Here is a 22725-nt window from a genome sequence, read left to right on the forward strand (position 1 = left end):
ATTTATTTGGTCTTTTTTTGGTAGGCTTCCGCAAGGTTTCCTTTCAATAATTGATTTTTTGGATTGATTTTCATGCCTTTTTCGCCAATAGTAATGGCTTTCTCATAAGCTCCAAGTTGATTGTAAGCAGCACAGATATTATTGTAGGCAAGGTCATAGTTAGGTTTAAGTTTCAAAGCCTCATAAGCAGCAGCAATACATTTTTGAAAATCCCCAGCATTATAATATTGAAGGCTTAAATCAATGTAGTATTCTGGAGTTAAATTACTCTTTGCAGACAAGTTATTTTGTTTACTATTTTTAAGAAATGAATGCTTCAATGATAAAAGCCTTTGGTGCTGAGGACTTAAACTAAGCCCTTTTTCAAGAAAAATATTTGCCTCTGTTATTCGTTTAGAAGCGATCAGAAACTCAGCATAAAATGCGTAAGCTTCTGGGATATTTGGATTTAGTGCAAAAGATTTTTTGAAATAAGCTTCCGCCATCGCTTTATCACCCATGATTCGTTTGGCTATTGCCATATTGATGTAGGCGTACGCATAACTGGGCCAAATTGTTATTGTTTTTTGATAACACATCATCGCATTTGCGTAATCTCCTTTTTTCATCAATGCAAGTCCGTAATTCATCCAACCACGACCATTTTTAGGTGATTTTATTGTGCATTCTTGCCAAAGTGTCTCTTCGGTAGCCCAAATCTTATTTCGTTGATGTGTTCCATAACCATGTAGTGATAAAAAAACGAAGGTTGAAGTAAGAATTACCCATTTTGAGGCGGCTTTCTCAAATAAATTGTGTTCTATGATGAAATTTCTTAAAAAAGTAGTGGCGGCTATAAATAAACCAATGTATGGGAAAAAGGTACGGTGATCATTCAGCACCTCGGCAAATGGGAAAATACTTGAAGTGGGAAAAAGAGCAATAAAAAACCATAAAATTCCGAAAGTGATGGGTCTATTTTTTCTATCAAACGAACATTGATAGGCAATCGCCAATAAGCTAATGATGAATAAAATTCCTGCTAAAATTCTATCATCTGTATAAGAATGGATGACAGACCAATCGGTATCTACGACTAAATTAAGTGGTAAAACAAAGTTATAGGCATAATGGAAAATAACAAAAGGTTGGGTGAAAAGGTATTTTAGCACACTGGCTCCGCCAGAATCCCAGTGAGCAGGAGTCATTTTTCTTGAAAAAATGAAGAGAGCAATGGCTAATAATAGCGGAAAAGCTACTTGTTTAATAATCGTATAATTTTTACTTAAAAACCATTGTCTGACCAAAAGTTGTTGTTCAAATAATAATTTATAAACAACTAAGAGTGGTATAAACATCATGGTTAATTCTTTTACAAAAAACCCCAAAAATGCAGGTATAAAATAAAGATAGATTTTTTGACTTTTAGGGAAATAAAAATACAATATAAATGATAAAATGATGGTAAGCGTTGAGAAAGAATCAGACCTCGCAATGATATAATTGATAGTTTCGGCATTGGCCGTATGTAATAAAAACCAAGCAGTAGCAAATAGAGCAAAGTAGTTATTAGACTGATAATCAAGGCTTTTTTGTAACAAATAAAGAAATGTAAAATAACAAAGAATACCTAAAAGCAGAAATCCAATAAAAATACTAACATGAAAGACGAAAGGCTCTGCTGAAGATTTTCCTGCTAAATAATAATCGATGGTATTCAGCGTTGTAAGCCCAGGTCTATAGGCTTGATTGGCAGGCAAAGTGCTGGTCGTTTCTGCATTTAAAAAAAAACTTGGGATGTTTTTTATATCTCTGATATACAAATTTTCGACAATTGTATGGAAATCATCAAAGTGAAATGCATTGTAAAAATGATTGCTGTAAACAAGAAAAGTGATAATAGAGACAAGAGAAAGTGCTATTGTATGAAAATATCTTTTCATGGTTGAATATCGAAATCAAAAAAACTTAATCAAATTATCTACAAATATATGTAAGCTATTTGATGCTCATCGAATAGTTAGGTGAATTTTTAGAGAAACGATTTTGCTTAATTTAAAAATTGAGAAAACAAATTTCAAACATCTTCCTCATAAAAGAGTTGTTTTATTTGTAATTTTGAACAGAATTTTATTAAAATCTAATGTCTATGAAAAAAATGAGTTTAGTTGTTGCTTTGGTTATTATCGCAGCAGCATTTACCACAAAACCAATTATCGACGAACCGATAAAAAAAGTATTAAAACCAGATGTTGATAACGGAGGAATCAAATTAGCAAAAGGCTTTGGGGCAGTTGTTGTTGCCGAAGAAACTGGTAAAGCTCGTCACATCGTTGTTTTGCCAAATGGGACGATTTATATTAAAAATAACTCAGCTAAAGATAATAAAGGTATCACTATTTTGAAAGATACTGATGGTGATGGCAAAGCTGACATCAAAGAATATTTTGGGAATTATGGTGGAACAGGCATCGAAGTCTATAATGGATACTTATATGCTTCATCAAATTCAGAGATTTTTCGTTATAAATTAGACGGAAAAGGCGATGTAATTGATAAAAATGCTCCTGAAACTGTTGTAAGTGGTTTGCCTGATTTTCGTCAGCATGAATCAAAACCAATGGCTTTTGACGAACAAGGACATTTATTTGTAACAATTGGAGCTCCATCAAATATTTGTCAAGAAAAAGACCGCCAAAAAGGTTCACCAGGTCAAATGCCTTGTCCATTATTAGAGAAAAATGCAGGAATTTGGCAATTTGATGCCAATAAACTCAATCAAAAGCAAGAAGATGGTATCCGTTTCGCCACAGGCATTCGCAATGCTGTGGCAATCAATTATGATTCATTTTCTAAGAATCTCTACGCTTTGCAACATGGACGTGATATGCTTTTTCAACATTATCCAGAAATGTACTCGGCCGAGCAAGGAGCAGAATTGCCTTCGGAGGAATTTTTATTAGTGAAAAAAGGCTCTGATTTTGGTTGGCCTTATAGCTATTTTGACAAAGATAAAGGAAAGAAAATGCTTTGCCCAGAATATGGTGGCGATGGCAAAAAGGAATATACCAAAGCTGATAAGCCAATCATGGCGTTCCCAGGGCATTGGGCTCCAAACGATGTGTTATTCTATCATGGCAATCAATTTGCGGCTAAATATAAAAACGGAGCATTTATTTGTTTTCATGGTTCGTGGAATCGAGCTCCAAAAATGCAAGCGGGCTACTTTGTAGCATTTGTACCTTTCAAAAATGGTTTGCCTTCGGGTCCTTATGAAGTTTTTGCAGAAGATTTTGCTGGTGGTCCAGAAATTAAAAGTCCAGGCGATGCCAAGGCTCGTCCGATGGGTTTAGCTGAAGGTGCTGATGGTTCTCTTTACATTACTGATTCAGTAAAAGGAAAAGTATGGAAAGTAATTGCCAATAAATAAAAGAAATCAATAACAAATCCTTGCAGGTCTTTGTCTGACCTGTAAGGATTTATTTTAGAGAAATAATGAAAAAAGTATTTGTATTAGCTTTATTATCAATTAGTTATATTTCATTCGGACAAAAGAAAAATGTTGATCCAGGCAAGGCTATTTATACGCAATATTGCTTGGCTTGCCATCAAGAAGACGGAAGTGGCGTACCAAATATGAACCCACCTCTCCGAAAATCTGATTGGGTACTTGGTGATAAAACACGCTTAATCAATGTAGTTTTAAAAGGTTTAGACGAAGAAATAGAAGTAAACGGTGAATCATACCGAGGAATCATGGCTTCACATAGCTTTCTAAGCGATAAGCAAATTGCCGATGTCTTAACATTCATCCGTTCAAATTTTGATAACAAAGCTGAAGCCATAAAACCTGAAGAAGTACAAGCTTTGCGTAAGAAATAATGTTCAAACTCATCTATTTTAGAAAATATATAGCTTAGAAGATTACCCAATCTTTCAATAGTCTCGAAAGTTTTGGTTTTAAAGCTCGTTTAGTCTTTTGCCTTGATGATTGGTAAATCTACTATGTTTAGGTTCGCCAATCATTTGTTTTTTATAAATACTATTGTGTCCTGATAATAGATAAGAAACCACACAAGCAATGGCAACATAAACACCACATTCGCTACCAAATAATTCCATCGCCATAATGCTACAAGCCAAAGGTGTGTTGGTTGCTCCTGCAAATACTGCTACAAAGCCCATTCCCGCCAAAAGCCCAGTGGGCAAAGGTATAATATAAGATAAAGCATTGCCCAAAGTAGCACCAATAAAAAATAACGGCGTTACTTCGCCACCTTTAAAACTTGCTGCTAATGTCAGAATAGTAAAAGCCATTTTCAAGGCAAAGTCATAAGCGGGGAGGTGTTGCTCAAATGAGGCAACGATTGTTGGAATTCCCAAACCAATGTATTTGGTTGTACCGATTGCCCAAATTGCCAAAGCTACAATGATACCACCAACCAATGGACGAAACGGTGGGTATTGGATTTTTGATTTGAAAATGGCACTCATAAAATGTATGACTTTGCTAAATGTTGCAGCACACAAACCAAATACAATGCCTGCCAAAATGGCATATATAATATTGATTTCTGAAATATCAGGAATTAGATGAATATGATAATGTGTATGTTGAGTATGCCAAAGCTTGGTTACTAAGTCGGCAATGATAGCAGCCATAAATGCAGGAAAAATAGCATCATATTTCAGTTTACCAATCAAAAATACCTCTAAACCAAAGATCGCACCAGCCAATGGTGTTCCAAAAACTGAACCAAAACCAGCAGCAATGGCCGCAATCATAAGAGTTTTTCGTTCATTTGGAGTCAATCGAAAAGGTTTACTAAGCTGGTCTGCTATTGCCCCAGCCATTTGTAATGCAGTGCCTTCACGCCCAGCCGAACCACCAAAAAGATGCGTGGCCATCGTGCCAATGTACACAAAAGGAGCCATGCGAAAAGATATGATTTGTTGTGGCTGATGGATCGTATCAATAAGCAAATTATTGCCTGCTTCAATGTCTTTTCCCCAATAATGATAAAGCAAGCCGATTGCTAAACCACTCAAAGGCAGTAGAGTAATTAACCATAAATGATTTTCACGATAATTGCCAACCCAATCTAATGAATGCAGAAAACCCGCCGAAGCCGAACCAATGCCAATACCGATAAGCGTAGTAAAAAACAGCCATTTTAAAATATAAGGAACAGCAGGATAATTCCTGAAAAATGCACGAAGTTGTAAACCGATTTTTTCTCCGAAAGATTTTTGTTTTTTTATTGACATATAAGCTCTTTTACAATCGCATTTTTAGAATCGGGTAGGGTTTTTCCGTACCATCCAGCGGTGTACGGTCATAGACTTTAAAACCAAATTTTTTATAAAAATCAAGAGCATTGGTATTGTCTTCGTTGACATCCACTTCTGTTATTTTCAATTCGTTTAATGCAAAATCCATCATAGTTTTACCGATGCCTTTGCCAATACACTCAGGCTTTAAGAAAAGCATTTCAAGTTTATTTTCAGCAATACCTAAAAAGCCAACAAGTTCTTTGTTTTCACTAAAACCACAAAACACATCAAAAGTATTGAAATCAATGGTTTGAACAATAGACTTATAAAAATCAATATCTTCTGATTGCAAAAAATGATGTGTAGCACGAACAGACTCCTCCCAAATCTCAATGATTTGATTGCGGAAATCATCATTATATTTTTCGATTTGGAGAGGCATTTTTCTGTTTTCAAAAAAGCTCAGTTATGCTTAGACAAAGTCAATATTATTAATTATTAAATCATTCCTTCAAAACATAAATCGCATCCAAATTTCGTCCAAAACCATCATAATCAAGGCCATAACCAACCACAAATTTATTTTCAATCTCAAAACCAACGTAATCCAGCTTCAAAGGCACTTTCAGAGCTTCGGGTTTGAAGAGCATGGTCATGATTTTTATTGAAGCAGGTTTATTGGCAGCTAATTGCCCTAAAATCTCTTGCATGGTCATTCCCGTATCTACAATATCTTCAACAATAATTATATCTCGATTTTGAATATCCTCTTTCAAACCCAAAATCTGCTTCACAGTGCCAGTAGAGGCCGTGCTTTGGTAAGATGATACTCTGATGAAGGTAATTTCACATGCAATGTCTATATATTTAAACAAATCGCCTACAAACATGAACGAACCATTCAAAACCCCAATCAATAATGGATTTTTTCCTGCATAATCTTTGTTTACTTCTTGGGCAAGTGCTTTGATGCGGTCTTGCAAGGGCTCTGCTTCAATAAAAGGGACAAAATGCTTGTCTTTGATTTGTTTCATTTCTTTGGCAAATTTATTCTTGATGCAATTTAAAGAATTAATTCAAAAAAAATAATTTTAAGAAAATTTTAAGTTTTTGTAATTTTGCAAAAATAGTTTCGTTAATGTATAAAAATTAAAGAATATATGAAGTTCAAAAATGCTTGGTTTTTATTGCTTTTATTGATAAGTTATGTGAGTCAAGCTCAGTTTTCGTGGTTTGGTGGCGATACCAAAAAGAAACACCATGAAGTATTGCTTGCAAACCGTGCGATTCAGATTGAGGCTACGCAGGCCATCAATAATATGTATAATTTTAATTATGATGCTGCCGAGCGAGATTTCAAATGGCTTACTGTAAAATATCCTGATCACCCGATTGGTTTTTTCCTTTTAGGACTCAACGAATGGTGGAAAATTGTGCCAGATACAAAAAATGAATCGCACGATGATGCTTGTTTAGACAACATGAATCGAGCCATTGATTTGGCAGATGATATGCTTGATGATGATGATACGGATAAAGAAGCGGCATTTTTTCAAGCAGCCGCTTATGCTTTTAAAGGGCGACTTTATTCTGAACGTGAAAATTGGATAAAAGCAGCTTGGGCAGGCAAACAAGCCATGAAATATTTAGAAAAATGTCGTGGTTTTGGAGATTTTAGCCCCGAATTGGCCATTGGTGATGGACTATACAATTATTATTCTAAATGGATTCCTGAAAACTATCCTTCGCTCAAACCAATGCTGGTTTTCTTTCATAAAGGCGTGAAAGCCGAAGGAATCAAGCAATTAGAATATGTTTCATCCAATGCTTTTTATACAAGAATGGAAGCAAAGTATTTTCTGATGCAAATTTATGCAATGGAAAATCAGCACCAAAAAGCTTATTATATGGCTGCTCAAATGCACGCGATGTATCCAAATAATGCTTTTTTTCACCGTTATGCCGCCAGAACAGCTTTCATGTTGAGTAAAGCTGATGAAGCAGAAACTTTAGCTCAAGAGTTATTAGCGAATGTTGAAATGGGTAAATATGGTTATGAAAGTACCTCAGGCCGTTATGCAGCTTATATTTTGGGCTACATTAATTTTAACTATAAGCATGACTTAACAAAAGCTAAAGAATATTACCAAAAAACAATAGACTTTGCTCTACAAAATGATTCTAAAGATTCGGGCTATTTTTTAGGTGCAAATTTAGCCTTAGGAAAAATCCATGCTTCTGAAAAAGATTACATGAAGGCTTTACAATATTATACCATTGTAACGGATAATGCCGAAAAAAAATCAGATTCTTACAAAGAAGCTAAGAAGCTAATTGAGGATATCAAAAAATGGCTAAAAAGTGAAAAGAAAAAGAAATAATTAAATCTTCTCAAATTAAGTGCTTTTTGACCTTATTTTTGAATAAATTTTCAGAAATATGTTCAGTCAAATTAATCGAATTAAAGTTAAATCATCTATTATAGTATATTTCATTTTTGTCCTTCCTTTTTGGGGAGGGCAAATGCTTTATGCCCAAAAACTTATTCGTGGTCCATATTTACAGCAATTGAGCCAAAATGATGTTATTATTCGTTGGCGTACCGATGTGCCAACCACAAGTTTAGTAAATTTTTGGAAGAGAACACCAAATCCAAATATGCCAATTGATGTGAAAATTGAGTTTGACAAAACACTTACACAAGAACACATTCTTAAATTAACAAATTTAGAAGTCAATACAAGGTATTTTTATGCTGTTGGGACAGATAAAATTATCTTGGCTACGGGCAAAGATTTTTATTTCACAACAGCCCCATCGCCAACAGACAAGCGACCTATAAATATTTGGGCTATGGGTGATTTTGGCGATAATTCTACTGAAGTTTATATCAAAAATCAGACTGCTGTAAGAGACCAATACCTGAAAAATAAGGCAAATTATACTGATTTATGGCTTTGGTTGGGTGATAATGCCTATTGTTGTGGAACCGATGTTGAATATCAGAAACAAATTTTTGATTTTTATGGAAGTAATATTTTAGGAAATACAGCAATTTTCCCTTCGCCTGGAAACCATGAATATTATGAAACAACAACTGGACAAGTAGATAGAAAGATCAATTATTTTGATATAATTTCTGTGCCTAATAAAGGAGAAATGGGTGGAGTTTCGTCCAATACAAAAGCCTATTATTCTTACAATTATGGCAATATACATTTCATTTCACTCGATTCTTATGGTTTAGATGAAGGGAAATACCGTTTTTATCAGCCTGCCAGTACACAATACCAATGGCTGATGAAAGATTTAGCCAGTAATACATCTCTATGGACAATTATTTTTTTTCATCATCCACCCTACACCAAACGTTCACATGATTCAAACGCCGAAGAAGAATTGCGTTTGACACGTGAAAATTTAGTGCCAATTTTTGATAAATATAAAGTTGATTTAGTGCTGAGTGGGCATAGTCATGTATATGAGCGTTCGTTTTTGATAAAAGGTCATACAGGGCATTCGATGACATTTGACCCCAGAATTCATGTAGTACAAAATGTGAATGGTAAATATGATAAAAACATAGGTTCTCGACCAATTATCAATAAAGATGAAGGTACAGTTTATTGTGTGGTCGGTTCTGCGGGCAGGCTTGATTGGAATGGCGATACTGAACCCCATCCAACATCTGTTTATTCAAATTATACCATTGGCGGTTCTTTGCTTCTTACCATTGATAACAATCGTTTAGATGCTCGGTGGGTTTGTGCTGATGGAGTAGTTAGAGATAATTTCTCTATTTTCAAAAATGTTAATAAAATTGAAAAAAAGACCATCGAATATGGTGAAAAAATACGTTTAAATGCTTCGTGGAATGGCACGCAAGAGTGGTCGAATGGTGCAAGAAACCAAGAATTTATTGAGATTTCTCCACGAAAAGATACCATCATTACTGTCATAGATTCATTGGGTTTTTTGAAAGATAATTTTCAAATTTTGGTATCTCCACAGCCAATTATTTCAACAGAATTGCGTGAAACTGGCACAATTTGTTTGAAAAAAGAACTAAAAGTATATTTTGATGTGAAGAACACATTACCTGAAAAATGGAATTATATACTTGAATTATCAGATATGAATGGCTCTTTTGCAAAGCCTTTGCAATTAGATAAATCTAATAAAAGCCCTTTTAGCATCATTCTGCCTGATACCTTGAAAGAAAGTAAAAATTATCGCTTTCGTGTAAGACCTAATGTTGACTTTTTTGATGAAAAACCAAGTAAAAACTTCAGCGTTTATCGACCTGTAACTGCAAGTTTTATAGGTGAAAAAGCAATTCCTTTTGATACAACTGTAACTTTAAAAATCCGCTTTGACGGTACACCACCTTTTTCCTATAAAATCAGTAAATTGCCAGAAAGTGTTTCTCAAAGTTTAGAAATTTCTCTAAAAGTTAAACAAACAGATGCTACCAGTTATGTACTTGAAAAAGTAAGTAATACTTGTGGAGAAGGCAAAGTGTTGGAGGATAATAAAGTGAGTATTCTTGCACCACTTGCTGTTGAAGATAACGAATCAAATACAATATTTAGAATATTCCCTAATCCAGCAGCAGAAGAGTTTACGATAGAAAATCAGACTGGTCAAGCAATAAAAACACAACTAATTCTAAGAGATTTGAATGGAAAAAAAGTATTTCATAAATCACTTTCAATTACTGAAAAAGAACAGATTTCTCTGCAAGAATTACCTTCAGGTACTTATTTTTTGACTTTAAAAACAACAACTTTTAGAGTAAGTAAAAAGATTGTAAAACTTTAAAAGCAAAAAAACGTGCCACATCTGATAGTAAATATCTAAGATGTGGCACGTTTGTCTTTTCAAAAACAACTATTAAGGTACGGGTAAAACCTGCGTATCTTTAAAAGTTGAAAGAATTACCATTGTTTGCGTATTGGCCACCTCTTCAATTTCATTGATAGTTTCCATGATGAGTTTTTGGTACGAATTGATGTCTTTGGCGATTACTTTTAACAAGAAATCACATGAACCAGTTACGTGATGGCACTCAATTATTTCTGGTACTTTTGTTATCTTTTCTACAAAAGCTTCTGTAACCGACTTACGATGCCCCGAAAGTGATACCTGAACAAATGTCATTACACCTAAGCCCACTTTTTCTCTATCTACTTGGGCATGGTAGCTTCTTATGATACCAGACTGTTCTAATTTTTTTACTCTTTCGAGTGTTGGTGCTGGTGATAATCCTATTTCTTTTGAAAGTTGGGCGTTGGTAATCTTACCATTACTTTGGAGAATTTCCAGAAGACTGTGGTCAATCTGGTCAAGTTTGTTAATACTCATGGGGAGTAATTGTTTTTGGAAGTGCAAAATATTATTTGGTGCAAAGTTACTGCTTTTCTCTATAAAACAATTATTAATTTTGAAATTTTAGCAAAAAAGAAAACTTTTTTTGGAAAAAAGCCAAAATACAAAACATTACCCATAAATTTTGAATTAACGTTTAGATACTTTATTATGTGAAATACTTCGCTGACGGCTACATTTATGTCTAAAGTCATCAATAGCTGATTTTGCCAAATGTTTCGTCATTCTGCCTTGCACCCGTTCTCGCCACATACGCCAAGAGGAAGGCTTCATCTCTCGCCTCATCAATTCAATCACTTCTTGTTCTTTTAATCCAAACTGAGCCTCAATTGCATCAAATGTCGTTCGATCTTCCCATGCCATTTCTACAATTCTGTCTTTGTCTTCGTCTGGTAATGCCTTATATTTTTCTTTAGAATTCATGAAATTTGCTTATAATTGATTCTTTATTTAACAAAATAGCTTACTTGAATGTTTTCTTTTAATGTGAATAATAAGATTCGAAATCATTGATTATTCACTCATTCTATCATTGAGATGTTGAATTATTAGTTATGAAAGGAGTAAAAAAAGGAAATTTACCAAGCAAAATTTGTAAAACCTGTGGCAGGCCTTTTACTTGGCGAAAAAAATGGGAGAAAGTTTGGGAGGAGGTAAAATATTGTGGTGATGCTTGTCGAAACAAAAAATAGTAGTCAAAGGAGTTCTTCAGATGGATTCCAATAATATTTCTTAAAATCCACCAATTGGTCTTTTTCGACTTTTAAACCTTCACTTTCGAGTAATTCTTGCATACGATTCCCTCCAAAATGATGTTTACCTGTCAATAAACCATTACGGTTAAGCACTCGGTGAGCAGGAACATCTGGCATACTATGGCAAGCATTCATTGCCCATCCAACCATTCTTGCACCACCAGTACCGAGATATTTGGCAATCGCTCCATAGCTCGTCACTCTGCCATAAGGAACAAGCTTTACGACCTCATAAATATCATCAAAACTATTTTCTTTAGATTTTTGCATCATTTAAAGATAGTCGAAGGGAGTGAGATTAAATAAATATATAATACCGATTTCAGTACTATTTTTTTATTTCTTTCTCTAACTCAGCGTACCATTGCTCTCCATAAGCTCGAATGAGTGGTTCTTTTAAAAATTGATAAACAGGTACGCCTAATTTCTCGCCTAAAGAACAAGCATCACTGCAAATCGACCAACGGTCGTAATTAATAGCGTGATAATTATCATATTTGGTAATTCTGATAGGGTAGAGGTGGCACGAAATTGGTTTTTTCCAAGTTATTTTACCATCAAGGTAAGCTTGTTCGATACCACATTTTAGAATCTTATTTTCATCATAAATTGCATAAGCACATTCACGGTCGCCGATGGTTGGCGTCGAATAATCTCCCTCCCAATCTTTGATATAAGTGCCTTGTTTTTCAATTGCTTTTATACCTTCTGCTGATAGATAAGGTTTTACATGTTCATAAATTTCTGCTAAAATAGGCAACTCAGCTTCTTCTAATGGAGCTCCTAAGTCACCTTCCACACAACATGCACCCTTACACTTATTAAGGTCACAAACAAACAGTTTGTCTGCAACATCATCACTAATACAGGTATTTTCTATTAAAATCATTCTATTAATCGTACGACGGGTTTCCTAACTCGCCCTTGTAATGAATATAAAAAGACGGGTTAGGAAACCCGTCATATTAAATAATTATTTTTTTATCACTAATTTCTGTCCAATCTTAACGTTTTGATCAGACATACCGTTCCAATCTTGGATTTGTTTCATCGACACACCATAGCGTTTTGAAATACTATAAAGTGTTTCTGTTTTTTGAACCACATGAAACGAAGAAGCACTTGGACTTAGCGTAGGTTTAGTGGCTTCTACTTTATTTGGTACGGCCGCTTTAGCAGTACTTTTTACTATCAAAACCTGACCAATTTTTACTTTTTCATCCGTTGGAATATTATTCCAAGCAGCCAAATCTTTCACCGAAACATTATATTGTCGAGCAATACTGTAAAGTGTTTGTCCTACATCTACTATGTGTTCATTTGCATTTGAAACAGGTGCTGGCTTAGTTGGTGTAGTTTTTACAATAACTGTTGGAGTATCAGGGTCTGAAACTTTTGCAGGTGTTTTTTTGACCTCTACAGGTTCGTCTGTAATAACAATGATGTCATCTTCATCACGGCGTGGTTTATCAGCTTTTTTATTGCTTTCCTCTGCCAAAACCGTCTCTGTAGGTTTATTTGTTTTAGAACTACTATTAGGAGTCTTGACTTTTTCTGCCTCTGTTTTTTTATTATCGTTTGCTAAAACCTTTTCTTCATTTCCATCATAGTTTTCTTTAATCGGCACTTTTTCGACTTCTTCATTGTCTTTGCCATTCAAAACTTCTATAGGTTGATTTTTGGGACTTTTTTTCTGTAAATAAACCAAACGACCTTTTTGAATTCGTTGAGAAGTCTTCATTCGGTTTAGTCGAAGCAAATTTTTCAAGCGAATACCATAGATTTGTGAGATTTCCCATATGGTTTGTCCTGTAAGTACCACATGCTGTGGTACAGCACCTTTACGTGATTTTTTTTGCAAATAATATACTTTTCCTTCTTCAACAAGGTCTTTTTCGTTCATGTCATTGTAACGGAGAAAATCAGGAATTTTCATTTTCCCGTTTCTCGCCAATGACGCTACATCATCTCCAGGCTTTGCTAAAATACCTTTTTTCCCATTTATTTCGTAGAAAATAGGCTCTTCTTCACTTGCAGCAACATTAGTAACACGCTTAAGTATTGGAAAACTCGCATTGTTTTTAGTGACTCGCAAATCATGATTAAGTTTCCCTTGAATATCTTCCAAATTTTCAGCAGGAACCAAAATAGCAACCGAGTAGTCTTTATCAGTAGGAATGACATCTGCTTGTAACCAAGAATTATATTTTCTCAATTCATTGACATCCATAGTGGTTGCAGAAGCTATTTCTTCGAGCGTTTTTCCTTTTGATTTTTTGTATTCAACAAATGAAAATGGCGACTCTTTGAGGCGATTGATACGGTATTCAAAAGCAACTCGATTGGCTAAGGCTTTGATTAAATAGCGATCTGTTTTTGCATCGAATGTAATTTCTGTGGCATTTGACCATTCTGCCGGCACAATTTTACTGACGCCAGTTGCTCCAAGTGAGTAAGAAAATAACGTTGAAACCCAGTTTTTATAAATCAAATTATTCCGTTTCAAATAAATTGCCGCCGCTCTGGTAGAAGCAAAAATATTTTTTCTTTCGTCAACATCTTTATCTACTCGTAAGCCAACTTCTTGGGCAGTTGTAGGCTTCATCTGCCAATATCCTACCGCATTAGATGAGGAAACTGCATCAGGCAGCAGCGAACTCTCTGATACAGCTACATATTTAAAATCTTCAGGTACTTGTTCTTCTTCTAAAATAGTTTCAATGATGGGAAAATACCATTGGATACGTTGTAACTTATCAAGAAGGTATTTGTTTTCGGGAGTGAGAAGCGTGTTAACTTCTTTTTGAACTAATTTCTGAGCATCAGCATCGAGTTTGATACTAATTCCAGCAAATTCTAATTTTTTAGATACTTCTGGAAGTAATGCTTTCTGAGCAAAAACCCCTTGAATACTCACAAGCAAAAGTAGAAAAATAATTTTCTGTTTCATTTTATTAGGAAATTGGGTTCGAATATATTTTTTAAGCACGAAAATTGATTGCAAATGCTAAATGATTAATAATCACAAATAGCTGACATTGACAACTGCTTACAGTTAAATTTTTCTCACCACCATTAAACCATCACGAATCGGAAGTAAGATATTCTCTACACGATTATCTTCATGTAATTTTTTGTTGAAAGCCCTTATTGTCACTGTATCTTTATCTTTTTTAGTAGCATCAGCTACTTTTCCACTCCACAAAACATTGTCAGAAATAATGTAGCCTCCTTTGCGAACTTTATCAAAGACTAAATCATAGTAATTGGCATAATTGAGCTTATCGGCATCAATAAAAACCAAGTCGAATGTTTCGGTTAAAGTAGGAATTATCTCGATGGCATTACCAATCCTAAAATCAATTTTTAATTTTAAGGAAGATTCATTAAAGAAACCACGAACAAAATCTTCTAATTCTTCATTCACATCAAGCGTGATGATTTTACCACCTTCTGTCAAACCTTCTGCTAAGCAAAGTGCAGAATAGCCTGTATAAGTACCAATTTCAAGAATATTTTTTGGTTGTATCATTTGCGATAGCATTGCCAAAAAGCGTCCTTGTAGATGCCCCGATAGCATACGAGCCTGCAAAACTTTTGCGTGTGTCTCACGGTTAAGCTTACCCAATAGTTCACTTTCAGGAGAGGTGTGTGTAATACAATAATCGTCAATTTCAGGGGCAATAAATTCCATGTATGAATGTTGAATATTTATATACGATGGATATTTGTGAAATATATTGATAATCAACTGATTAGATGTTTATTCCCAAATTTAGCACTTGACTATCGTCTATTGCCCATCGACTTTATTATACAAAATTATAACATTTTTTAAAAATCCTAACAAACTAAGTTATTTTTTTTGAAATAATCAAATTTATGATAAAGGTAATTATTTCAGAAATATTTGAAAATATGAAATAAAAAATAAATTCAAAATAAATAAAATATTTTATTTATTTTGAATTTATTGTAATGTCAAGAAATTTTATTAGATTTTACTCTTAAACTAAAATCAGCCAAGACCAATGCTGCCATCGCTTCAACAATGGGTACAGCACGAGGAAGTACGCACGGGTCATGACGGCCTTTGCCCGAAACGATTACTTTTTCACCCAAAGCATTGACACTTTCTTGGTCTTGCATAATGGTTGCTACTGGCTTAAAGGCCACTCTGAAATAAATATCTTCGCCATTAGAAATACCACCTTGGATTCCGCCTGAATGATTGGTTTTTGTATGTACCTTGCCATCATCGCCTACAAAAAACTCATCGTTATGTTCCGAGCCATAAAGTTCGATTCCTGCAAAACCACTACCGTATTCAAAACCTTTTACCGCATTGATACCTAACATCGCTTTGCCTAATTCAGCATGTAGCTTATCGAAAACGGGTTCACCCCAACCGACAGGCACACCTTTAATCACACACGTAATAACACCCCCGATTGAATCACCTTTTTTACGAATTTCGTCGATATAGTCAAACATTTTTTGTGCCATTGCTTCATCTGGGCAACGCACCGCATTGTTTTCTGTTTTCGACAAGTCTAATTCCCAATATTCTTTGTCTAATTTCAATTTTCCTACTTGCGAAACATAAGCTTGGATGCTAATAGCACGAGAATTAAGTAGTATTTTGGCCAACGCCCCAGCAGCAACACGAGCAGCCGTTTCACGAGCAGAACTACGTCCTCCACCTCGATAATCACGCACGCCGTATTTTTCGGTATAAGTATAATCGGCGTGTGAAGGGCGAAATTGATTAGCTATATGTCCATAGTCTTTAGAACGTTGGTCTTCATTTGGAATTACCATCGCAATGGGAGTACCTGTGGTTTTTCCTTCAAAAATACCTGAAAGAACTTGGAATTCATCTGCTTCTTTGCGTTGCGTAGTGATTCTTGATTGCCCTGGTTTGCGGCGGTCAAGTTCGTTTTGGATGAAAGTTTCATCGAAATCAAGTCCAGCAGGACATCCATCAACAACTACACCAATGGCTTTTCCATGTGATTCACCAAAGGTTGAAATCTTAAATATTTTTCCGTAAGTGCTACTCATCAATTATCAATTATCAATTATCAATTATCAATTATTTTCGGTTTGAGCTTTATTAAGATTCGCTCTTGTTTCTTTTTCCCCAATTAAATAAATATAAACCTCCCATTAGCATACAGATTATTATGAGATTTGAAATGTTTTTTATTACTTCTTGGTAATTTGTTTCTATGATTGAAGTATCTAATTTATCAATTCCAGCGAAAATATCTTCAGATGTATCAGCACTTTTATCAGCAATGGTTTTGCCTAAAACTTTGATAGATATGCCAGATTTTAAAGTATCATATTGCCCTTTTCTAGTATTAAAAAATACCCAATAAAAATATTTTTCCAATTGATATCGCCCTGAATCTTTAGGAATGATTCTATATCTAAACTCTTTTTCTTTACTGGGCTGACCATTGGAATGGTTGTCTCGAATATTTGGTGGATAAAAATCAAAAAAACTATCATCAGTTGGCGGTGCAATATTGATAGTTGAAAAATTGCCATCTCCCACTATTTTAAAAATATAATTGAAACTTTTGCCAGTATTGATTTTTCGAGTTTCGAGTTGCTCAACTAAACTAAAATTTCCTGCTGTTACTTTATCTTTTAATGGATGTTCGGGTAAATCTAAAACCTTTACAGTAAATGGTTTATCTGTAAAAATGACGGGTTCTTTTTGTGAAGTTTTTTTATTGACTTGCGTCATTTCAAAATTAACAGCTGGAATATTGATAGGTTTATTATTCAAAGGAAAATACAATGCTTCAAAAAACTTATAAACCAAGTATTTTTTTCCATTAATACTTGTTGAAACGCCATTGAGGTTGGTGATATTGACTCTTTCTTCTAGACAATCAGGTGATTTGATTTTCTTAGAAATCGCTTCAACTTGGGTATTTAAATTATCAGAAAAGGCTATTTCAGATGTACGATTTTCAGCCAAATATAAAGCCAAAAATACCCTGAATCCTTCACCCACATAAACCTGTCTTTTATCAACATTCATTGCCAAAAAAGCATCATTTTTAGCATTTTCAGGTGAAATAGTTTCAATGATTGAATTATCTTCTTCTTCTTTTGGAGCCGTTACTGTAATACTTGTCGCTTCAGATGAATATAATTTACCATTTACACTTAATTCAAAAGGTATGATTTTGAAGGCTCCTTCTTTTGTTGGTGTATATGTTTGAGAAATAATATGCGTCAAAACTTTCTGTCCACCCAATGTATTTTTGAGGTGGGCAATTTGCTTTGCTCCCTTCGTAAAACCCTGAATTGATGGAAATGGACTAACTACCCATTTATCACTATTTTTTATGCTAACACTAATCGTCAAGTTTTCTTCCAGTAAAATATTCTTTTTACTAAATTCAATTTTTACCTCTTCATCTTGCCCATAAGCAAAAATACTGACCAAAAAGGTCAAAAAAGTAAAGAAAATATGTAAATTCGCCCTGTTCATTCCACAAAATTAACCACTATTCTCTTTGATTACTATGATTGCTCAGATTTTTAAGAAAAAAGCTACTTTACTATTGATTTTTCTAAGTATAAATTTTGTTCAGGCCCAATGGACAAAGCAAAGTGCTGGAACAGATGCGTCCTTTCGTTCGATTCATGCTTTAAGCAAAAAAGTGGTTTGGGCAGGAGGAAGTAAAGGAACTGTTTTACGCACAATTAATGGAGGAGAAAAATGGCAGGTGATTCATGTAAAAGATGCTGAAGGCTTAGATTTTCGTGATATTTATGGTGTAAGCGATAAGATTGCATATGCAATGAGTGCTGGCGATGCCGATAAAGGAGCCGCAAAAATATTTAAAACAATTGATGGTGGCGAAACTTGGAAGATAGTTTTGCATTTAACAGAAAAGGGAATATTTTTCGATTCAATGGATTTTTGGAACGAAAAAGAAGGAATTTTGATTGGCGACCCAATTGATGATAAACCATTTATTCTCAGGACGTTAGATGGCGGACTTACATGGAATAGAATCGATAAAGCTAGGTTACCAGCAGTGTTGGTAGGTGAAGCATCTTTTGCCTCAAGTGGTACTTGTATTGCTACGAAGCCTAATGGCAAAGCTTGGCTAAATACGCAAAGTAGGGTTTTCTTTACACCTGATAAAGGAGAAACTTGGCAAGTGTATCAGACGCCTTTCAAACAAGGACAAACTTCTGGAATTTTCGGCTTACATTTTTGGAATGAAAAGCAAGGGATTGCAGTAGGGGGGGACTATAAAAACGATAAGGAGAAAGCTGATAATGTAGCTATTACTGAGGATGCAGGCAAAACTTGGAAGTTTTTAGCTGCCGCTCAACCTGATGGTTTGAAAGAATCAGGATGGATGCTTCCTAATAAAAATCTATTGGTGGTTGGAACTTCAGGAACAGGTGTGATGGATAAAAGTGGTGTATGGAAAGCCATTGATAATGAATCTTTCCATGCTATTTCATGCTTCAAAGATGCTTGTTGGGCAATTGGTGCTAAAGGGAATTTGGCAAAATGGCGAGAGTTCTGAATTCTGAGTTTAGAGTTCTGTGTGCAAAGTTTTTTTTACTGAGTAATAGTAACCGCACGGGCGGCCCCGTCAGAATTGAGAACTCTAAACTCAGCACTTTATTTATTTCTTTCGTCAATTTTTAATTGTATAAAATACGAAATTAATAGGCCTGCTCCGCCAAAAAACATAATTAAGGCTGGATAAAGGGCTTCGTGGTCTGATTTTACACTTGCAATCATATTTGCAACAAAAATGCCCAAACCTACACCTACAAACAAGCAACCCCAACGCAATGCCGAAGCTGGGTTAACTTTTGAACTTTGTTTTTGAGGTAATGCCAGACCTTTTTCAATCATTGCCATACGTTCGTCATTATCGAATTTTCTTAAAATAATCATTAAACTAACAAAGCCTAAAATAGCTGTAATTGGAATAGACATAGCTACGATTGCTGCACGAGGATCCATAATTTTGTTTTTTTTAAATGGTGAAATAATGTTTTGCCCATAGGATGCAAAATTATTTTTTGAGGTTACAGGTATAAATAATGATAAATGATGAATTATTGATTATAAATACTTAATTTGTTGATTATCAACTAATTATAAAAAAAATAAATATTCAATAATTTGATGCTAAAAGCTTTTTTTGAAAAAAGAATAATTTAAGTGTAACCTGTACAAACAAAAAGGCATCCAATCATTTGTGAATGATAATCAGAAAGATATAGCTTTGCTCAACCGTATGCGTTTAGGTGATAAATTGGCTTATAAAGAGTTAATTAATCGCCATAAGGACTATGCGTTTACCGTGGCCTATCGTATTCTGAATAGTAGAGAAGATGCCGAAGAAGTAGCTCAAGATGCTTTTATGCAAGTATTTGGTGCTTTGCATTCATTCAATGGAGAATCAAAATTTACCACTTGGTTTTATCGCATTGTATTTAATGCTGCCTTGATGCAAAAACGTAAAAATCGTATCTTTGCAGATGATATAGAAACCTCATCAGAGGCGATTTTAATAAGTAGTTCGAGTGATTCGGCTGAAGATTTAAGAAAAAATGAACGAACAAGAGCTATTCAACAAGCTTTGCAAAACCTTTCTGCTGATGATGTAATGATGATAACTTTATTTTATCTGAAAGAACAATCTCTTGAAGAAATTGCCGAAATCACACAAATAAGTGCCGAAACAGCCAAAGTAAAAATTCATAGAGCCAGAAAACGCTTGGCAGAAGAAATGAAAAGAACTTTAAAAGGAGAAGTTAGAAGTTTATTATAAATAAACTAAAAAGATGAAAATGCTCACAGACGACCAAATATTCGATATTTTAGATGGCATTGCTACTGAGGAAGTTCAGCAAGAGCATCGTCAACTATTGACTCATTCGCTTGATTATAAAAGGTATTTTCAAGAAATGGAAACTTTACATATTGATTTAGCGACTATGGCAATTGAACAGCCATCATTGCAATTTACTGAGAATGTTTTGGCAAATATTCACTTTGAAAGCCAATTAGTAAAGAAAAAATCATGGAGTAATCAACTAACTTTTATTTCGTTTGGAGTAATGGCGGTGATATTGCTTGGAGTATTTATTTTTGCATTTATTTATCTATCCAGCTCCAAAACGGTTATTGACGAACCAACAAGTCATTGGTTTGAAACAACAAATACTTTCTTGACTGATACTTTTGTAAAAATAGCAGTTTTGGCAAATTTGATTGTTTTATTAGTGATTTTTGATAGAAAAGTACTCAAACCATACTTTAATCATCGAAAAATGAGGTTAAGTTAATTCCATTAAGAAACTAAAACCATGTTTTTTAAAGCCCAAAGATTCATAAAATTGATGGGCTTGTTCCCGACGAAGGTTGCTCGAAAGACTCATTTTGTAGCAACCTTTTTCTTTTGCTTTGGCTAATGCAAATTCCATCATTATTTTTCCAATGCCTTTTCCTTGCAGTGTTGGCAATACACCTACATCTTCTACAACTGCTGAAGGTGTGCCGAGGTGAGCCATGTTTTCCATGATTAATAAGGCAAATGTACCTATGATTTTATTATCTAATTCAGCAACAAATACCTGATAATCAGGATATTGTTGTTGTTTTAGGAAAATTTCTTCGGCTTTTTCTACCGACAAAACTTTATCATTATCTAATGCTTTGGCATAGATATATAAAATTGCTGACACATCATCTATTTTTGCTGGTCGAATCTGAATATTCATTTTTTTTGAAACATTTTTTGAAACAGACTGTTAAGTACTTGAAAGTAAAAATACAGGAAAGTGAGTAGTAGAAAAAATAAAATTTATCGAATGCCTACAGAAAAAAGGGCAGATACAGAAGATTATTACTTTGAAAAAGGTTTTATGGTCTTTACGGCTGCTTATCATCTCAAAAGAGGCTATTGCTGTAAGAATATGTGCAGACATTGTCCTTATGGGATCAAAAAAACTGAGTGATACTTTTTTCTTTTCAAATAAATGTGTACTTTTGCACTCCATTTTAGGAATTAATCATTTTTTCATAGAAAATATTCAATAAGGCAATGGCAAAAGTTTGTCAAATCACTGGTAAAAAAACGCAAGTCGGTAATAATGTATCGCACGCTAATAATAAAACTAAGCGTAAGTTTTTTCCAAATCTCAAAACTAAACGCTTCTTTTTAGAATCAGAAGGCGTTTGGGTATCATTGAAAGTTTCAATGTCAGCTCTTCGTACAATCAACAAAAAAGGCTTAGAAAGCACTTTAGTTGATGCAGCTCGCAGAGGTACATTGTCGTTGTAAGACTTCAATAAATGGTGGAACGAAACGGTTCGCTACTGCGATGTTATTTCGTTCGTATAAAGATTTTTTAAGCATGGCTCTCAAGGTCATGCTTTTTTCATTTAAAACATATTCTTTTCAAAGAATATCTTATATATTTAAGGAAAAACAAAAACTATTAAACCGCTATGACGCTTATCAATGAAGCTACGGCTTATATTCAGTCCAAAATTGGAGATTTTAAACCTCAATTTGGTATTATTTTAGGTACAGGCTTAGGAAAATTAACTACCGAAATAGAGGTAGAATTTGTGTTAAACTATGAAGATATACCTAATTTCCCTATCGCAACAGTCGAATTTCATACTGGAAAATTACTTTTTGGGAAATTGAATGGAAAAAAAGTAGTTTGTATGCAAGGGCGTTTTCATTATTATGAAGGCTATACAATGAAACAAGTAACATTTCCAGTTAGGGTCATGAAAATGCTTGGAATTGAGCGATTATTTGTTTCAAATGCTTCGGGAGGAATGAATCCGACCTTTAAAGAAAGCGATTTGATGATTATTGAAGATCATATTTCATTATTTTTACCAGAAAATCCTTTGCTCGGCAAAAATATTATAGGCGATCGTTTTCCAGATATGAGCGAACCTTATGATTTGGGAATGATTGAAAAAGCGAAGTTAATTGCTACACAAAATGGCATTGAGGGCGTACATAGTGGTACGTATGTGAGTGTTACTGGCCCGAATTTAGAGACAAAAGCCGAATATAAATTATTGAGAATGTTGGGTGCTGATGCCGTAGGAATGAGTACAGTTCCAGAAGTAATTGTGGCACGTCAAATGGATTTACCTGTTTTTGGTATTTCTGTAATTACCGATATGTGTATTCCAGAAACATTGAAAAAAGCAAAAATTGAAAATATTTTAGAAGCAGCTTTCAAAGCTGAACCCAGTATGACCTTGATTATTAAGGAGTTGATTGGCAGTCTGTAA

The 22725-nt window shown here is 34.4% G+C and carries 25 protein-coding genes; 11 read left to right on the plus strand and 14 right to left on the minus strand.

Annotated elements, in window-relative coordinates:
• Window positions 1-2: 2 nt before the first annotated feature.
• Window positions 3-1922 carry a tetratricopeptide repeat protein gene (locus tag ACQUQZ_RS07100; RefSeq protein ID WP_435354171.1) on the minus strand — a complete coding sequence of 640 codons (1920 nt, stop codon included), beginning with the start codon at window positions 1920-1922 and terminating at the stop codon, window positions 3-5.
• A 206-nt stretch (window positions 1923-2128) separates the two neighbouring features.
• On the opposite strand from ACQUQZ_RS07100, the gene ACQUQZ_RS07105 reads away from it, so the two are divergent.
• On the plus strand, window positions 2129-3409 hold the full coding sequence (locus tag ACQUQZ_RS07105; RefSeq protein WP_435354173.1) for a PQQ-dependent sugar dehydrogenase: 1281 nt from the start codon (window positions 2129-2131) through the stop codon (window positions 3407-3409).
• A 65-nt stretch (window positions 3410-3474) separates the two neighbouring features.
• Window positions 3475-3861, plus strand: a complete 387-nt coding sequence (locus tag ACQUQZ_RS07110; protein ID WP_435354174.1) for a c-type cytochrome — start codon at window positions 3475-3477, stop codon at window positions 3859-3861.
• A 78-nt stretch (window positions 3862-3939) separates the two neighbouring features.
• On the opposite strand, the gene ACQUQZ_RS07115 is transcribed toward ACQUQZ_RS07110, so the two are convergent.
• The 3 genes from ACQUQZ_RS07115 to hpt form a co-directional block, all read right to left on the minus strand.
• Window positions 3940-5247, minus strand: coding sequence for a voltage-gated chloride channel family protein (locus ACQUQZ_RS07115; protein WP_435354176.1), 1308 nt, complete (start codon window positions 5245-5247; stop codon window positions 3940-3942).
• Between the two features lie 10 nt (window positions 5248-5257).
• Window positions 5258-5695, minus strand: a complete 438-nt coding sequence (locus ACQUQZ_RS07120) for a GNAT family N-acetyltransferase (protein WP_435354177.1) — start codon at window positions 5693-5695, stop codon at window positions 5258-5260.
• A 61-nt stretch (window positions 5696-5756) separates the two neighbouring features.
• Window positions 5757-6287 carry a hypoxanthine phosphoribosyltransferase gene (hpt, locus tag ACQUQZ_RS07125; RefSeq protein WP_435354179.1) on the minus strand — a complete coding sequence of 177 codons (531 nt, stop codon included), beginning with the start codon at window positions 6285-6287 and terminating at the stop codon, window positions 5757-5759.
• Between the two features lie 126 nt (window positions 6288-6413).
• Between hpt and ACQUQZ_RS07130 the strand changes: the two genes are divergently transcribed.
• Window positions 6414-7634 carry a tetratricopeptide repeat protein gene (locus tag ACQUQZ_RS07130; RefSeq protein ID WP_435354181.1) on the plus strand — a complete coding sequence of 407 codons (1221 nt, stop codon included), beginning with the start codon at window positions 6414-6416 and terminating at the stop codon, window positions 7632-7634.
• A 58-nt stretch (window positions 7635-7692) separates the two neighbouring features.
• The gene (locus ACQUQZ_RS07135; protein ID WP_435354182.1) at window positions 7693-10074 is read left to right on the plus strand and encodes a metallophosphoesterase; all 2382 of its coding nucleotides are present in this window, start codon (window positions 7693-7695) and stop codon (window positions 10072-10074) included.
• A gap of 72 nt (window positions 10075-10146) precedes the next feature.
• On the opposite strand, the gene ACQUQZ_RS07140 is transcribed toward ACQUQZ_RS07135, so the two are convergent.
• Both ACQUQZ_RS07140 and ACQUQZ_RS07145 read right to left on the minus strand, forming a co-directional pair.
• On the minus strand, window positions 10147-10617 hold the full coding sequence (locus ACQUQZ_RS07140) for an Lrp/AsnC family transcriptional regulator (protein ID WP_435354183.1): 471 nt from the start codon (window positions 10615-10617) through the stop codon (window positions 10147-10149).
• Window positions 10618-10770: 153 nt separating this feature from the next.
• The gene (locus ACQUQZ_RS07145) at window positions 10771-11064 is read right to left on the minus strand and encodes a TIGR03643 family protein (protein WP_435354184.1); all 294 of its coding nucleotides are present in this window, start codon (window positions 11062-11064) and stop codon (window positions 10771-10773) included.
• Window positions 11065-11195: 131 nt separating this feature from the next.
• Between ACQUQZ_RS07145 and ACQUQZ_RS07150 the strand changes: the two genes are divergently transcribed.
• Window positions 11196-11333, plus strand: a complete 138-nt coding sequence (locus ACQUQZ_RS07150) for a DUF2256 domain-containing protein (protein ID WP_435354185.1) — start codon at window positions 11196-11198, stop codon at window positions 11331-11333.
• Between the two features lie 3 nt (window positions 11334-11336).
• Here the strand turns inward: ACQUQZ_RS07150 and ACQUQZ_RS07155 are convergent, their stop codons facing one another.
• The 6 genes from ACQUQZ_RS07155 to ACQUQZ_RS07180 form a co-directional block, all read right to left on the minus strand.
• Window positions 11337-11666, minus strand: a complete 330-nt coding sequence (locus tag ACQUQZ_RS07155; RefSeq protein ID WP_435354186.1) for an MGMT family protein — start codon at window positions 11664-11666, stop codon at window positions 11337-11339.
• A 58-nt stretch (window positions 11667-11724) separates the two neighbouring features.
• Window positions 11725-12285, minus strand: coding sequence for a DUF3109 family protein (locus tag ACQUQZ_RS07160; protein ID WP_435354187.1), 561 nt, complete (start codon window positions 12283-12285; stop codon window positions 11725-11727).
• An 84-nt stretch (window positions 12286-12369) separates the two neighbouring features.
• Entirely contained in the window at window positions 12370-14346 is a 1977-nt protein-coding gene (locus ACQUQZ_RS07165) for a LysM peptidoglycan-binding domain-containing protein (RefSeq protein ID WP_435354188.1), read from the minus strand.
• A 105-nt stretch (window positions 14347-14451) separates the two neighbouring features.
• Window positions 14452-15090, minus strand: a complete 639-nt coding sequence (locus tag ACQUQZ_RS07170; RefSeq protein ID WP_435354189.1) for an O-methyltransferase — start codon at window positions 15088-15090, stop codon at window positions 14452-14454.
• Between the two features lie 287 nt (window positions 15091-15377).
• On the minus strand, window positions 15378-16460 hold the full coding sequence (gene aroC / locus ACQUQZ_RS07175; RefSeq protein WP_435354190.1) for a chorismate synthase: 1083 nt from the start codon (window positions 16458-16460) through the stop codon (window positions 15378-15380).
• 52 nt (window positions 16461-16512) lie between these two features.
• Window positions 16513-17910: a BatD family protein gene (locus ACQUQZ_RS07180; protein ID WP_435354191.1), complete on the minus strand. Its 1398-nt coding sequence runs from the start codon at window positions 17908-17910 to the stop codon at window positions 16513-16515.
• Window positions 17911-17944: 34 nt separating this feature from the next.
• Here ACQUQZ_RS07180 and ACQUQZ_RS07185 point away from each other — a divergent pair, with 34 nt between their 5' ends.
• Window positions 17945-18967 (plus strand): WD40/YVTN/BNR-like repeat-containing protein, encoded by a 1023-nt coding sequence (locus ACQUQZ_RS07185; RefSeq protein WP_435354192.1) that lies wholly within the window; start codon window positions 17945-17947, stop codon window positions 18965-18967.
• Between the two features lie 98 nt (window positions 18968-19065).
• Here the strand turns inward: ACQUQZ_RS07185 and ACQUQZ_RS07190 are convergent, their stop codons facing one another.
• Window positions 19066-19416, minus strand: coding sequence for a DUF6249 domain-containing protein (locus ACQUQZ_RS07190; RefSeq protein ID WP_435354193.1), 351 nt, complete (start codon window positions 19414-19416; stop codon window positions 19066-19068).
• A gap of 238 nt (window positions 19417-19654) precedes the next feature.
• On the opposite strand from ACQUQZ_RS07190, the gene ACQUQZ_RS07195 reads away from it, so the two are divergent.
• Together ACQUQZ_RS07195 and ACQUQZ_RS07200 are read left to right on the plus strand one after the other, a co-directional pair.
• A complete protein-coding gene (locus tag ACQUQZ_RS07195; RefSeq protein ID WP_435354194.1) occupies window positions 19655-20230 on the plus strand; it encodes an RNA polymerase sigma factor in 576 nt (191 codons plus the stop codon).
• A gap of 13 nt (window positions 20231-20243) precedes the next feature.
• A complete protein-coding gene (locus tag ACQUQZ_RS07200; protein WP_435354195.1) occupies window positions 20244-20747 on the plus strand; it encodes a hypothetical protein in 504 nt (167 codons plus the stop codon).
• Here the strand turns inward: ACQUQZ_RS07200 and ACQUQZ_RS07205 are convergent.
• On the minus strand, window positions 20739-21182 hold the full coding sequence (locus tag ACQUQZ_RS07205; protein WP_435354196.1) for a GNAT family N-acetyltransferase: 444 nt from the start codon (window positions 21180-21182) through the stop codon (window positions 20739-20741). The genes ACQUQZ_RS07200 and ACQUQZ_RS07205 overlap by 9 nt on opposite strands.
• A gap of 90 nt (window positions 21183-21272) precedes the next feature.
• On the opposite strand from ACQUQZ_RS07205, the gene ACQUQZ_RS07210 reads away from it, so the two are divergent.
• The 3 genes from ACQUQZ_RS07210 (at window position 21273) to ACQUQZ_RS07220 (ending at window position 22725) form a co-directional block, all read left to right on the plus strand.
• On the plus strand, window positions 21273-21419 hold the full coding sequence (locus tag ACQUQZ_RS07210; protein ID WP_435354197.1) for a DUF5522 domain-containing protein: 147 nt from the start codon (window positions 21273-21275) through the stop codon (window positions 21417-21419).
• Window positions 21420-21505: 86 nt separating this feature from the next.
• Window positions 21506-21745, plus strand: coding sequence for a 50S ribosomal protein L28 (rpmB, locus tag ACQUQZ_RS07215; protein ID WP_435354198.1), 240 nt, complete (start codon window positions 21506-21508; stop codon window positions 21743-21745).
• A gap of 167 nt (window positions 21746-21912) precedes the next feature.
• A complete protein-coding gene (locus ACQUQZ_RS07220; protein WP_435354199.1) occupies window positions 21913-22725 on the plus strand; it encodes a purine-nucleoside phosphorylase in 813 nt (270 codons plus the stop codon).

It is taken from the genome of Emticicia sp. SJ17W-69, from assembly GCF_051209875.1.
Taxonomy (GTDB): domain Bacteria; phylum Bacteroidota; class Bacteroidia; order Cytophagales; family Spirosomataceae; genus Emticicia.